Raw genomic sequence first — 14,379 nt, forward strand, 5'->3', positions numbered from 1 at the left:
CCTTATTTGTCCACGCCACTAGAAGATGGGGCTGACATCGTCTTACATTCTGCGACGAAGTATATCGGAGGTCATAACGATGTACTAGCAGGTGTCGTCACTGTTAAAGATCCTGTTCTAGCTGAACAATTTACGCAACTACATAATATGATTGGCGCTACCCTAGCACCTATTGATAGTTATTTGTTGCAACGTGGACTGAAGACATTACATTTACGCGTGGAACGTGCACAACAGAATGCGCAACGTCTCGCAGAGCGATGTCAACAATTGGAAGGGATTGCCGAAGTGTTGTACAGCGGGCGAACAGGGATGTTAAGTTTACGCCTTGCGCCTAATTATCAAGTGGCTGCGTTGTTACAACATATCCAAGTTTGCCGTTTTGCAGAAAGTTTAGGTGGAACTGAAACATTTATCACTTTTCCTTATACACAAACCCATGTCGATATGCCAGATGATGAAAAAGATAGACGCGGTATCGATCAACATTTAATACGTTTATCCATTGGTATTGAAGCTTACGAAGATATTGAAAATGATTTAATCCAAGCACTTGAGAAATCTAAGGAGGGTGTTCTTTATGAAGCGCACGAAACAAACTGAATTAATCCATGATACGAACAGAGGCCACAAATATAAAAGCGCCAATATCCCACTTTATTACTCTTCTACTTATCATCAACAAGAGTTGGGTGGCCCTTACGAATATGATTACGCCAGAAGTGGCAATCCTAATCGTGAGCTGCTTGAAACAAAATTAGCTCAGTTAGAAAATGGTCAGTTTGGATATGCTTTTAACTCTGGTATCGCAGCGATTACAGCTGTTTTCCTAACATTGCAAGCAGGTGATCATGTAATTTTACCTGATGACGTCTATGGTGGGACATTTCGATTAACTGAAAGCATCTTGTCTCGTTTTAATATTTCATTTACTACGGTCAATGCTGAAGATATTAACGAGATTCGTAAAGCGATTCGTCCTTCAACACGATTGATTTATGTTGAAACGCCTTCTAACCCTTTATTTAAAATTACTGATATTAGACAAGTGGCACAACTTGCTAAAGAATATGGCATTACAGTTGCTGTTGATAATACATTTATGACGCCTCTTGGACAGAATCCTTTAGATCTCGGTGCTGACATTGTCATTCATAGCGCTACGAAGTTTTTAGGTGGACATAGTGATGTTATCGCTGGTGCCGTCATTACCAATGATAAAGCAATTGCCGACGCACTTTATTTAATTCAAAACGGCACAGGTAGTGGTTTATCTGTATACGACAGTTGGACGCTGACCCAGCACATTAAAACGTTGGATGTTCGTTTTCAACAATCAGTTAAAAATGCTAAAGAAGTCTGTCGCTTTTTAGAACAACATCCAGCCATTTCGTACGTCTATTACCCAGGAAATAGCACCGTTCATCTGCAACAAGCCCATAGTGGCGGTGCCGTTCTCGGATTTCGCTTAAAAGATGAGTCCTACGCGCAACAATTTGCTGAAAAACTCACGATTCCACTTGTGTCATTAAGTTTAGGTGGCGTTGAAACGATTCTTTCTCACCCGAACACCATGTCACATGCGAGCATTCCAGAGGATATTCGTGAAGCACGAGGGATTACATTCGGTTTATTCCGATTAAGTGTCGGTATAGAAAATGTTGAAGAATTAATCGCGGATTTAGATGATGCATTAAAGGAGGGATATGATGAGTCGGTTGTTAAAAGCGCTACAAAACAACGTTCTAGTGGCTGATGGTGCAATGGGAACGATTCTTTACTCTGAAGGCTTAGATACCTGTCCAGAAGCATATAACCTGACGCACCCTGAAAAGGTCGAGCATATTCATCGCTCTTACATCGAAGCTGGTGCAGATGTCATTCAAACGAATACGTATGGTGCCAATTTCGAAAAGTTGCAACCTTTTGGACTCGAACATAAAGTAAAGGCCATTCATCAAGCAGCAGTAGCCATTGCGAAACGGGCTGCCCGTCCTGACACGTTTATTTTAGGTACTGTAGGTGGTTTTAGAGGTGTAAAGCAAGGTGAGCTATCCTTGTCTGCCATTCAATACCATACAGAAATTCAAGTCGATACACTTATCGAATCAGGTGTAGACGGGCTGTTGTTTGAAACCTATTATGATTTAACTGAGTTAATTAGAGTCATTACTCAAACCCGTCAAAATTACAATATTCCAATCATTGCCCAACTCACAGCTTCCAATACGAATTACTTAAGAGATGGTACTGAAATTAATGACGCGTTACAGCAAATCGTTGCTGCTGGCGCAAATGTTGTCGGCTTGAACTGCCATCATGGGCCACACCATATGAAACACTCGTTTAGTCATATTGCACTACCGGACAAAGCGTATCTCTCCTGTTACCCGAATGCGAGTTTACTCGATTTGGATCAGCATACGTTTAAATATAGTGATAATGCCCAATATTTTGGTGATACGGCGCAACAACTGATCCAAGAAGGTGTCCGCTTGATTGGAGGCTGTTGTGGTACGACACCAGAACATATACGGCACATCAAATCTGCCGTAAAAGGACTTAAACCGATACAAAATAAAAAGGTTATCCCTATTGATAAAAAAAGAGAGACGTTAGCCCAAAATCAGCATCAACTTAATTTAGCTGATCGGGTTCGGCAAAAACCAACAATCATTGTTGAACTCGATACGCCTAAACACCTAGATACAACGAAATTTTTTAACAATGTCAAAGCTTTAGATGAAGCGAATATTGATGCAGTCACTTTAGCAGACAACTCCCTTGCGACAGTGCGTATTTCAAATATTGCAGCAGCAAGTTTGATTAAGCAACGATTTGATATTGAACCCCTCGTTCATATTACATGTCGGGATCGTAACCTCATTGGCTTGCAATCCCATCTACTCGGATTGTCGCTTTTAGGCATTCATGAGATTCTTGCGATTACGGGCGACCCTTCTAAAATCGGTCATTTACCTGGTGCGACCAATGTTTACGATGTGAACTCAAAAGGTCTGACTGAACTCGCACTCAAATTTAATAAAGGCATCAATACGGATGGTGATGCGCTGAAAACAACGACACAATTCAACATCGCTGGTGGTTTCGACCCACACGTAAGAAACATTAAAGCCGCTGTACGCAAAATGGAAACAAAAATCGAAAGCGGAATGAGTTACTTTATTACGCAACCTGTATTTTCAAAAGAAAAAATTATTGAAATTTATGAAGCAACAAAGCACCTCAATGTCCCTATTTTTATAGGTGTCATGCCGATTACAAGTTACAATAATGCTTTATTTCTACATAATGAGGTGCCTGGTATCAAAATGTCAGAAGAGATACTCGAGCAATTTAAAGCAGTAGCAAGTGACAAAGAAGCAACCTACCAACTTAGCATTTCACTTTGCAAGTCAATCATTGATACAGTTCACACATATTTTAATGGTCTCTATTTAATCACACCTTTTGAACGTGTGGACTATTCACTAGAACTTGCAGCTTATTCAAAATCAATTACACAAACCCATCAGGAGGCGATATTATGACAATTAAAACAACAAACTTAGGATTCCCAAGACTTGGACGTAAACGTGAATGGAAAAAGGCGATTGAAAGCTACTGGAATAAAAAAATCACTAAAGAAGAATTAGATAGCCAATTACAAAATTTACATCGTGAAAACTTATTACTACAAAAGCATTATGGTCTAGATAGTGTGCCTGTCGGTGACTTTTCACTTTATGATCATATCTTAGATACTTCGTTACTCTTTAATATCATTCCTGAACGTTTTCAAGGCCGTGAAGTGAATGACGATCTCCTTTTTGACATTGCTCGTGGGAACAAAGAGAATGTCGCAAGTGCATTAATTAAATGGTTTAACACGAACTATCACTATATCGTACCTGAATGGGACAATGTCTCTCCTAAAGTAGGTAAAAATACATTACTTGAACGCTTTAATTACGCAAAATCGCTACACATTAATGCGCATCCTGTTATTGTCGGACCGATTACTTTCGTCGCACTTTCGAAAGGTGGCAATCAATCGTTCGAAGACAAAGTTCGTACTTTATTACCGCTTTATATCGAAGTTTTTGAATCACTCATTCAAGCTGGCGCAGAGTTGATTCAAGTGGATGAACCTATATTAGTCACTGATAAAAGCACTGAACTTGAAGCGATTACTCAAGAAGCTTATCAAGCATTTGCAGATGCTGAAGTGGCGCAAAAGCTCATTATCCAAACTTATTTCGAACGTGCCAATGTTAAGTTTTTAAGCGATTTACCTGTAAAAGGGATTGGTCTTGATTTCGTACATGATCACGGGCATAACCTTCGACAAATTGAAAATGGCGATCTTGATTCCTCAAAAACTTTATTTGCAGGTGTCATTGACGGACGAAATGTATGGGCTGCAGATGTGGAAGCTAAGAAAGCACTCATCGAAAAATTATCTCAATATTCCGACGACTTGTACATTAACCCATCTTCTTCCCTACTACTCGTTCCTGTATCACTAGACGACGAGACATTAGATGAAACTGTACGCGATGGATTAAGCTTTGCGACTGAAAAATTAGAAGAATTAGCAGCTTTAAAAAATGCAATTAACAATAACCAAACAGAACAATATGATAAATCACATGCGCAATATACACGTTTCCAAAGCCAAGACTTCAAAAACCTTGACTATGATTTTGAAAGCGTCCGTTCTCAACGTGCTTCTGCTTTTTCTGAGCGAAAAGTATTACAACAACGTCGCTTAAACTTACCTGATTTACCAACAACAACAATCGGGTCATTTCCACAATCACCTGAAGTTCGAAAACAGCGTGCAGACTGGAAAAATAAACGTATTACAGATGAAGCTTACGATACATTTTTAAAGAATGAGATTAAACGTTGGATTGAAATTCAAGAAGAAATTGGTTTAGACGTTTTTGTACATGGTGAATTTGAACGAAATGACATGGTTGAATTCTTTGGTGAAAAATTACAAGGCTTCCTTGTGACACGTTTCGGATGGGTTCAATCTTATGGCTCTCGTGCCGTTAAACCACCTATCATTTACGGTGATGTAAAATGGACTGCACCATTAACTGTTAAAGAAACGGTTTATGCGCAAAGTTTAACAGACAAACCTGTAAAAGGAATGCTTACGGGTCCAGTAACCATCTTAAACTGGTCATTTGAACGTGTAGATATCCCGCGTGCAACGGTTCAAGATCAAATTGCACTCGCAATTAATGAAGAAGTTTTAGCGTTGGAAAAAGCCGGCATTCAAGTCATTCAAGTGGATGAACCTGCATTGCGCGAAGGCTTACCTTTACGTCAAGAATTCCATGCTGCTTATTTAGAGAAAGCGGTCCATAGTTTCAAACTCGCGACATCTTCCGTTGCAGATGAGACGCAAATTCATACGCATATGTGTTATTCGCAATTCGGACAGATTATCCATGCGATTCATGACCTAGATGCAGATGTGATTTCAATTGAAACATCAAGAAGTCACGGTGATTTGATTAAAGACTTTGAAGATATTAACTATGATTTAGGTATTGGTTTAGGTGTATACGACATTCATAGCCCGCGTATCCCTACTGAAGAAGAAATTACAACAGCCATCCATCGTGCATTAAAAGAAATCGATCGTTCATTATTCTGGGTAAATCCAGACTGCGGTCTCAAAACACGTAAAGAAGATGAAGTAAAAGCAGCATTAAGCGTACTCGTTAATAGCGCTAAAAAATTACGTCAAGATCATATTGAATCCCCACAAACGTCAGCATAAGGAGTTAATAAAGGAGGTCTGATAGCATGACATATCCACTTTGGGAACAACTCAACGCACTTAAAGAAGCAAAATGGGTCGATTTAACACATACTTTCAATGCAAAGTCCCCACATTTTAATGCATTTGAAGGTGCACAAGTTGAAACACCCTTTACAGTAGAACAAGATGGCTTTTTCGTTCAACAATGGTCATTTGTCACACAATATGGCACACACATCGACGCACCTATTCATTTTGTTGAAAATCAGCGTTATTTACATGAATTAAAATTACAAGAATTGGTTTTACCACTCATTGTACTCGATTTCTCAGAAGCCGTCGCAAAAGATGCAGATTTCCGTCTAACACGGGCGCACATTGCGTCATGGGAAGAGACACATGGCAAGATTGAACCGAATACATTTGTCGCTTTTCGAAGTGATTGGTCCAAACGCTGGCCGGATCACACCTCTTTTGAAAATAAAGATGCAAATGGGCAGCAACATTTACCGGGTTGGTCATTAGATGCGTTAACCTTCCTTATAGAAGAACGTCACGTCGCTGCCATTGGTCATGAAACATTTGATACCGATGCATCCATTGATATCGCAAAAAATGGAGATATTGTCGGTGAAAGATATGTCCTTGGACAAGACCGTTACCAGATTGAATTGTTGGCTCACTTAGACCAAGTTCCTAGTCGTGGCGCTGTCATTTATAATATTTGTCCTAAACCAGATGAGGCCCCTGGCTTTCCTGTAAGAAGTTTTGCTATCGTTCCGAATGAATAAAGAGATCTTACGTTATCATCTCTATTAAAAAACTGTCTCTCAGCTTCAATTTCTGAGAGACAGTTTTTTTAATATTTTCTTAAAAATTGTGCATCTTCTTCATGATAAGTTGTCATGACAAATTGGTGCACAGCGTTAATCACTTCTTGTATCATCCCTGTTGAATGCGCTAAGATACGAAATGTTAGGCCGCTTGTAGGCAATAAAGTGACGCCAACACGACAATCTTCACGCATAAAAGGTTGCACGACTTCTTGAACCGCTTCAACCACTTTTTGATTTACACCCGGACTCATATAAAAGCAGGCCGCCATGTGTGTAAATCCCTCCATATAACCCATATCCGTCACTTTATTTTTTTGTGTATCTAACTTTAAATGGTCATAAACAACTAACTGATCATCTACATAGATTTCATTTAATAATTGTAAATAATGATAATTAAATGGTTTTCCCTCTTGATCGTAGCCCGGTGTCAAAATATCAGTATAAAACATTGATGCAGTGGAACTCAGATGAAACCGATTATGTTGATAAAATTTTGCATGCGTATATCCAATAATCGGATCACTAATATATTCCATAAATGATTCATCTTCTAAGTGAAACGTTTGATATTGTTCCACCTTATCTTCCAAAGTCTTGAACACAATCGTAGCACCTTGTGTTGTAAGCACGGCATGGGCACGAGGCTCAAAGTGTATCGCAGTACGATACCGATCTCCGTCTACAAAACCGCCACCTAAGTTGATTAAAAACATTGTCGGATGTGGGCTTCCATTTAAATACGTCGGACGTAATACTTTCAAACCGCCCTGATAATATGTCTTCCCGTTAACGGTACGGGTCCCATCATGTTTAAAGGTCAGGTCGAGTTCACCCGTCCATTTTGAAATGGCCATTACTCTAGCCCTTCAAAGAAGATATCTTTTTTAATCCAATCCATCACTTGGTCTAAACCTTCATCCGTTTTTAAATTTGTAAATGCGAATGGACGATTTTTACGGAATTTTTTAGTATCTTCAGCCATACGTTCTAAAGAAGCTCCTACATAGGGTGCTAAATCTGTTTTATTAATGACAAAGTAATCCGATTTAATCATGCCTTGCCCACCTTTACGTGGGATTTTTTCACCTTGTGCCACATCAATAATATAAATCGAAAAATCAACCAGTTCCGGACTAAAAGTCGCTGCTAAATTGTCGCCACCTGATTCAATAAATATAAGTTCAATATCAGAATGTCTTTCCATCAATTCATCGATTGCTGCGAAATTCATAGAAGCATCTTCCCGAATAGCTGTATGCGGACAACCCCCAGTTTCCACACCAATAATACGATCTTCAGGAAGTACGCCTGTATTGACTAGGATTTTTTGGTCCTCTTTTGTATAAATATCATTTGTAATAACGCCAATGCTTTTCTCTAATGCGAGACGTTTAACAATTTTTTCAATAAGTTGGGTTTTGCCGGCCCCTACAGGACCCCCTACACCAATTTTTATCGGTTTCATTTCTATTCCTCCTATGAAATAAATATACGTACATCCACATGTTCATGCTCAAGCTGATTCATTTCAATACCCGGTGCTGTAATACCAAAATCTTTTTCATCTAATCGCATTACAGCTTCCCGTGTCCGTGCAATAAAAGGAATCATTTGCGCTACAATTTTCTGCCCTTCTGTTTGTCCAAGTGGGATGGCACGAACAGCATTTTGCGTTAAACTGGAAATATTTTGATAGTAATAATAATCAATAATTTCCTCAATTGGTATCTTTAAATGATGACCCAACAATGTAAAAACAACAGCTGGATGTGTATGAAGCGCATATGCATTCGCACGTTCATAGTACCAATCCAACCATTCATCATCGTAAAGCGTATGCGCAAGTTGAATCATGCGTTTCCCCATTTGTTTCGTTCCATTTCTCGTTTCTCGAGGAATATTTTGCACAAACAACAGTTGATCGAACCGTTCAATAACCTCTGGGGTATTCGATTCAATCGCTTCATAAACCAAACGCATCGCCAAGCCATCTGTATACGTGAGTTGTTCTGTTAAAAACACTTCCAACCATTTCCGAAAAGTCATGCCATCATAAATCGCCCCACGTTGGATATAAGTTTCTAGCCCAAAAGAATGGCTAAAAGCGCCTGTTGGAAATTGTGAATCACAAAATTGGAACAACTTCAATTTCGCTAAGTTAGTCATGTGAATGTCCTATATGTTTAAAGGCCTGATTGACTTTACGATCTTCTCGTTGATACGGAATACCTTGTTCTTTCAATAAATCTTCTACGAGGTAATCATACTGAACAAGCATCTCATTCTCATCCGTAAACTGAGCCGGTAAATGGCGATTTCCTAATTGATGCGCTATTTCTCCCATTTCTTTAATCGTACGTGGACGGATTGCTATAATATCTTCTGAATTGACATCGATAATAATCATATTTTGATCATCACGATATAAAATATCACCATACTGAAGATCAATTGGCTGACTTAAACGAATGCCAATTTCAGTGCCATGATCTGAAGTTACCCTTTGAATTCGTTTCACAAGGTCTGAGTTTTCTAAATAAACCTTCTCAATATGTATATTTTTTTCATCTTGAGAAAGTTGTGCAATGTTACCTTGAATTTCTTCTACTATCATCAATTTCATCTCCTAACATTATCTTCACATTCATTGTTTTCGTACAAAAACAAAACTTCAATTAAGAATTAATAACAAAACACTAATAGTTGCGCGCAATAGCTATTAAAACATATGATTATACTCGCCAAAAATGAGTAATATTGCACAAGATGTGAGACATCCCCCACCCAGTCTCGCTGTCTCATATTTATTCTTTTATCCGCGCTTTCATGAGGTAAAATACGAAAAATTTCACTCTCATAGGTCTACAACCTTTTAATCATAGAAACTATTCATTTTTCTACTATCCTTACTTTACCATATTTCAAATGTCTGACGTTACTCATCCATCATGAAACCGTCACTTTAAATTAAAATTATTATAGGATAGCAATATAAACATGCATAGTTAAACAATTATTGCTTGATTTTACATTAAAAAATACGATTCAAACTTTCATCCTTGCTATTAATTTTTATTAATGGTATATTTTTTATACTTAGAAAAAGAAAATAACTACAACAAAAATTAAGGGAGGTCATTTATAATGACACAATTTAATCTTGATACTGTACACAGTACTTTTGGTTTTTCAATTAAACATTTAATGGTTTCTAAAATTAGAGGTACTTTTAAAGACTACGATATTCAATTAACTGGTGATGTAGAAGATGCTTCTTCATTATCAGCAGTAGCAACAATTAAAGTAGACTCTGTTGACACAGGTAATGCGGATCGTGACCAACACTTAAAAACAAAAGATTTCTTTGATAGCGAAACATATCCAGAAATCAAATTTGAATCTACTCAAATCACTGAAAACCAAATTACAGGTCATCTTACAATTGCAGGTCAAACACATGAAGAAACGTTTGATTTTACACACAACGGTGTGAGCGCAAATCCAATGACTGGTGGCCAAGTCACTGGTTTTGTTGTAAGAGGTACGATCAACCGAGAAAAATACGGTATTAGCTTTAACCAAACACTAGAAACTGGTGGCGTTATGTTAGGTAAAGACATTCAATTTGAACTTGATAGTGAATTTGCTATCGAAGCTTAATGCATCTCAACAAATCATCGCGCGCTCATATACTGAAATGTCCTATAGACGTTTTTAAAGGCAGTATGCTACGCCGATGATTTGTTTTTTTTTTTTATTCGTTTCATCAATGGTTTCGATTAAAAAGTTTTATAATGTGAAAACCGGCAATATATATAGCGTACTCTCCTTTTAAAAGGAATCACTTTTTATAACTTGTAAAGATACAAACCGCATCAAATCAACATTGAGCCGTTGTATGTTGGATGCAGGTATAAAAATTAAACTTAATTCTTTACTTTGCTAAATCTACAAGTTATAATTATTTCGAATTCGAAATAAAAGGAGGGGTTGTCAATTGCAACGAACGGACATTGCGCTTAAAACACTTATTGGACTCAAACGTGCAAATGACATGATTGATAAAATCATACGCAATGATGTGAAATCTTATGGGTTAAATATTACCGAATTTGCTGTACTTGAGCTTTTGTACAATAAGGGCGAACACAGCATTCAACGAATCCAAGAACGCATTTTAATTGCAAGTAGTAGTACAACTTATGTTGTGCAAAAACTAGAGGAAAAAGGACTATTACAGCGAAGACAATGCGAAAAAGACAGACGTGTAAGCTATGCAGCCTTAACGAATAAAGGGCAAGCGCTCATGACTCAAATTTTTCCACAACACGCTAAAGCAATTGAGGCAGCCTTTTCAGAACTAACAACGGAAGAGTTAAATACTTTACAGCAGACTTTAAAAACATTGAGTACACCAACCGACAACTAAGTTGTTTACGTGTACTTTTCTTTCACACAAATTTAGTTCGAATTAGAGATAATTATTAATGAATAAAGGAGTTTTTCTTATGACACAATATCCACTTAAAGGGATCCACCACGTAACTGCAATGACAAATGATGTAGAACGCAATTATCACTTTTTTACTGACGTACTTGGTATGAGACTTGTTAAAAAAACAGTTAACCAAGATGACATTTACACTTACCACACATTCTTTGCAGATGATGAAGGTCACGCAGGAACAGATATGACTTTCTTTGATTTTCCAAATAATCCAAAAGGTGCATCAGGCACAAATTCTATCAGTCGTACTGCTTTCCGTGTGCCAAATGATGCAGCACTTGAATACTATCAACAACGCTTTGATGAGTTCGGAGTAAAACACGACGACATCGACACACTATTTGATAAAAAAATCTTACGTTTTGAAGAAGAAGACGGTCAAAAATATCAATTGATTTCTGATGAAAACAATACAGGTGTTGAACCAGGTGTTTCTTGGAAAAATGGCCCTGTCCCACAAGATAAAGCAATCTATGGTTTAGGCCCAATTGAAATTACAGTAAGCTACTACGATGAATTCAAACAAACATTGATGGAACTCTATGATATGAAGCCTATTATTGAAGAAGAAAACGTCACACTATTAGAAGTAGGTAAAGGCGGTAATGGAGGTCAAGTTATCCTACGTAAAGATGAAGGCGTTCAAAGTCGACCAGGTTACGGTCAAGTTCACCACGTTTCTTTCCGTGTTGAAGACGATGATGCACTTAATTCTTGGTTTGAAAAATATAACCAATTAGGTGTAGGTAGCTCTGGTATCGTTGACCGTTTCTACTTTAAAGCACTTTACACACGTATCGGTCATGTTTTAATTGAACTTTCAACAGACGGACCAGGATTCGCTGGAGATGAACCTTATGAAACACTTGGTGAATCACTTTCACTTCCACCATTTTTAGAAAATCAAAGAGATTATATTGAATCAGAAATTCGTGAATTTGATACAACACGCTCATAAAATTAATTGTATGTAGACTGGAGGGTCAATAATGTACACGTTTCGCGCTTCTGAACTATCCAAAAAGCAAATGTATAAATTTTTAATAGGCTCTGTCGTACCACGCCCTATCGCATTGGTCACAAGTCAGTCTGAGGAAGGGCTTGTTAATGTTGCACCTTTCAGTTTCTTTAATATTGTATCTTCGGAACCTGCGATACTCTCAATTTCTGTATCACGCAAAGAAGGTGTCATGAAAGATACAGCGAGAAATATAATAAATTCACAAGAAGCAGTCATTCATGTTGTGACTGAAAATAATGTTTCAGATGCGAATCAAACCGCTGCGCCATTGTCTGCTAATGAAAGCGAGTTAGATCTCACGCAATTTACGACGACTGATTCCGAATACGTTTCTGTTCCAAGTTTGAATGAAAGTGCTATACGTTTTGAAGTAAAACTTTATCAGCATATTGAAATTCAATCAGAAACTGAAACCGCAAATGATTTATTACTGTTAGAAATTCAAAAAGTATCAATAGATGAACAACTATTCGACGTTGATAAGGGCTATATTGACGTTGAAAATCTTAAACCTGTAAGTCGACTTGCAGGCGATGATTATGCACGATTAGGTGAAACTTTTACAATTAAAAGACCCCGATAATGATAAAGAGGTGAATGGATATGGAACATATTTTTAAACAAGGTGATTTATCAAAACCAACTTTTGTCCTACTGCATGGGACAGGCGGCGATGAACATGATTTACTCCCAATTGCCGAATTACTTGATCCAACGTACAATGCTTTAGGTGTACGTGGTAACATTTCAGAAAATGGGATGAACCGTTTCTTCAAACGTCACGGTGAAGGTCAATATGACGTAGAAGACTTAAAATTTAGAACGACAGAATTACACGAGTTCTTACAAGAAGCTGCTCAGCGTTATCAATTTGATCTCAATGAAGTGATTCTCGTTGGTTTTTCTAACGGTTCTAACATTGCGATTAGTTTAATGTTGAATGAAGCGATGCCATATAAAAAAGGCCTATTATTTGCACCACTCTATCCTTTAGAAGTACCAAAAGATATCGATTTAAGTGGTAAGTCAGTCTACCTTTCAATGGGTAAAAATGACCCTATCGTACCTATCTCGGAAAGTGAGCACGTTCGCTCAATCTTTAAAGATCGTGGTGCAGAGGTAACTGAATTTTGGGTGAACAGTCATGAATTAACACGTGAAACAGTTGAAGCAGCAAAAGCAACACTATAAAGAAAGTAACGTCCGTTAGCAACGCTAGAAAAGCTGCGCCAATCAATAATAAAATGGTAGTAAGAGCTGGATTGATGAATCCACCTGATTATAACAAGCTTGGTGTCGTCTTAATGGGACTACGCATAAATAGCCGTTAAAATTTAAAATGGATTTTAACGGCTATTTTTGAAGGGAACTAGACGTCCATGTCCTAGCCCTTATCTAAAACAGAATACAGTGATTAAATAAAAGCATTTATATAATCACTGTATTCTGTTTTAACATCACTCAGCGCTTCCTTCGATACACTCATGTACCGCTTCTTGTGCAACAATTTGAGAGCGTGTACGGATTATTGATATTACAACTGTCCCATCTATTTTTAAATTGCCTATTTAAGACCTTGTTGAGCAATGAGTATGTAAAAACGCCATTGCCTGTCCCCAATATAGATTGCTTCATCTTATTCACTGCCCTCTATTTTTTGTAATATCTCTTTAGGGATTTGCTCTTTATCTGTAGTTGTAATATCAATAATCACACCTTTTTGATCTGCAAATACGACTTTAACCCATTTGCCTTCTTCAATTGAACGCAGTTTCTCCCCTATTTTCATTTGATACTGATCATCTTCAGAGTGGAGTGTGATGGGTTGATTTTTATGCCCACGCTTTCCATAAAACACTTCTTTTTTATGAAGCATATAAAAACTGGATACTAAATAAACGAATATACTAATAAATAAAAAAACAATAAGCACTACACCAAATCTTTTTTTCTTCATGAATTTTCTCCTTTGATTGAGGCTATTCATAATATACAAAGGATTATGGAAAAATGCATAGCGCTATAGACCGAACTTTACATACGTCTCAGAACTTAAAAAACGTCTCTATTCAACTTTTCACTTTATGTGTCCGGTGTAATGGGGGCATATCATTTAACGGTTGGTGAAGTATTCACTGACCGTTATTTTAATTTTTGATATTAAAAAAGCACAAATATCTCTATAATTGTAAGTGCCTAAACCAACGATTAAGGAGATATTGTGCCTATG

The 14,379-nt window shown here is 37.5% G+C and carries 15 protein-coding genes; 10 read left to right on the plus strand and 5 right to left on the minus strand.

Annotated features, from left to right (window positions below):
- The 5 genes from CD118_RS09930 to CD118_RS09950 all read left to right on the plus strand — a co-directional run.
- On the plus strand, positions 1-603 hold a 603-nt coding region (locus CD118_RS09930; RefSeq protein ID WP_206167718.1), incomplete at its 5' end, for a PLP-dependent transferase.
- Positions 581-1,756, plus strand: a complete 1,176-nt coding sequence (gene metC / locus CD118_RS09935) for a cystathionine beta-lyase MetC (protein ID WP_103356644.1) — start codon at positions 581-583, stop codon at positions 1,754-1,756. The genes CD118_RS09930 and metC, both read left to right, overlap by 23 nt.
- The gene (locus CD118_RS09940) at positions 1,710-3,551 is read left to right on the plus strand and encodes a bifunctional homocysteine S-methyltransferase/methylenetetrahydrofolate reductase (protein ID WP_103356645.1); all 1,842 of its coding nucleotides are present in this window, start codon (positions 1,710-1,712) and stop codon (positions 3,549-3,551) included. Before metC ends, CD118_RS09940 begins: the two co-directional genes overlap by 47 nt.
- The gene (metE, locus tag CD118_RS09945) at positions 3,545-5,800 is read left to right on the plus strand and encodes a 5-methyltetrahydropteroyltriglutamate--homocysteine S-methyltransferase (RefSeq protein WP_103356646.1); all 2,256 of its coding nucleotides are present in this window, start codon (positions 3,545-3,547) and stop codon (positions 5,798-5,800) included. Before CD118_RS09940 ends, metE begins: the two co-directional genes overlap by 7 nt.
- Positions 5,801-5,826: 26 nt before the next feature.
- Positions 5,827-6,573, plus strand: coding sequence for a cyclase family protein (locus CD118_RS09950; protein WP_060830467.1), 747 nt, complete (start codon positions 5,827-5,829; stop codon positions 6,571-6,573).
- 68 nt (positions 6,574-6,641) lie between these two features.
- On the opposite strand, the gene CD118_RS09955 is transcribed toward CD118_RS09950, so the two are convergent.
- The 4 genes from CD118_RS09955 to ureE are packed head-to-tail and all read right to left on the minus strand — an operon-like array spanning position 6,642 to position 9,235.
- Positions 6,642-7,475 carry an urease accessory protein UreD gene (locus CD118_RS09955; RefSeq protein WP_060830468.1) on the minus strand — a complete coding sequence of 278 codons (834 nt, stop codon included), beginning with the start codon at positions 7,473-7,475 and terminating at the stop codon, positions 6,642-6,644.
- Positions 7,475-8,086, minus strand: a complete 612-nt coding sequence (ureG, locus tag CD118_RS09960; protein ID WP_060830469.1) for an urease accessory protein UreG — start codon at positions 8,084-8,086, stop codon at positions 7,475-7,477. Before ureG ends, CD118_RS09955 begins: the two co-directional genes overlap by 1 nt.
- Positions 8,087-8,097: 11 nt before the next feature.
- Entirely contained in the window at positions 8,098-8,787 is a 690-nt protein-coding gene (locus tag CD118_RS09965; RefSeq protein ID WP_060830470.1) for an urease accessory protein UreF, read from the minus strand.
- A complete protein-coding gene (gene ureE / locus CD118_RS09970) occupies positions 8,780-9,235 on the minus strand; it encodes an urease accessory protein UreE (protein ID WP_016425710.1) in 456 nt (151 codons plus the stop codon). The genes CD118_RS09965 and ureE overlap by 8 nt, the downstream gene beginning before the upstream one ends.
- A gap of 530 nt (positions 9,236-9,765) precedes the next feature.
- On the opposite strand from ureE, the gene CD118_RS09975 reads away from it, so the two are divergent.
- From CD118_RS09975 to mhqD, 5 genes are all read left to right on the plus strand, one after another.
- Positions 9,766-10,281: a YceI family protein gene (locus CD118_RS09975; protein ID WP_050331900.1), complete on the plus strand. Its 516-nt coding sequence runs from the start codon at positions 9,766-9,768 to the stop codon at positions 10,279-10,281.
- Positions 10,282-10,618: 337 nt separating this feature from the next.
- Entirely contained in the window at positions 10,619-11,050 is a 432-nt protein-coding gene (locus CD118_RS09980; protein WP_103356647.1) for a MarR family winged helix-turn-helix transcriptional regulator, read from the plus strand.
- Between the two features lie 79 nt (positions 11,051-11,129).
- The gene (locus tag CD118_RS09985) at positions 11,130-12,086 is read left to right on the plus strand and encodes a ring-cleaving dioxygenase (RefSeq protein WP_103356648.1); all 957 of its coding nucleotides are present in this window, start codon (positions 11,130-11,132) and stop codon (positions 12,084-12,086) included.
- Positions 12,087-12,117: 31 nt separating this feature from the next.
- Complete coding sequence (locus CD118_RS09990) at positions 12,118-12,732, plus strand: flavin reductase family protein (RefSeq protein WP_103356649.1); 615 nt, start codon at positions 12,118-12,120, stop codon at positions 12,730-12,732.
- Positions 12,733-12,752: 20 nt separating this feature from the next.
- Positions 12,753-13,340 carry a methylhydroquinone degradation carboxylesterase MhqD gene (mhqD, locus tag CD118_RS09995; RefSeq protein ID WP_050331904.1) on the plus strand — a complete coding sequence of 196 codons (588 nt, stop codon included), beginning with the start codon at positions 12,753-12,755 and terminating at the stop codon, positions 13,338-13,340.
- Between the two features lie 445 nt (positions 13,341-13,785).
- Here mhqD and CD118_RS10000 read toward each other — a convergent pair whose 3' ends face one another.
- Positions 13,786-14,106, minus strand: a complete 321-nt coding sequence (locus tag CD118_RS10000) for a hypothetical protein (protein ID WP_103356650.1) — start codon at positions 14,104-14,106, stop codon at positions 13,786-13,788.
- Between the last annotated feature and the right edge of the window lie 273 nt (positions 14,107-14,379).

This window comes from Staphylococcus coagulans (assembly GCF_002901995.1).
Lineage (GTDB): Bacteria > Bacillota > Bacilli > Staphylococcales > Staphylococcaceae > Staphylococcus > Staphylococcus coagulans.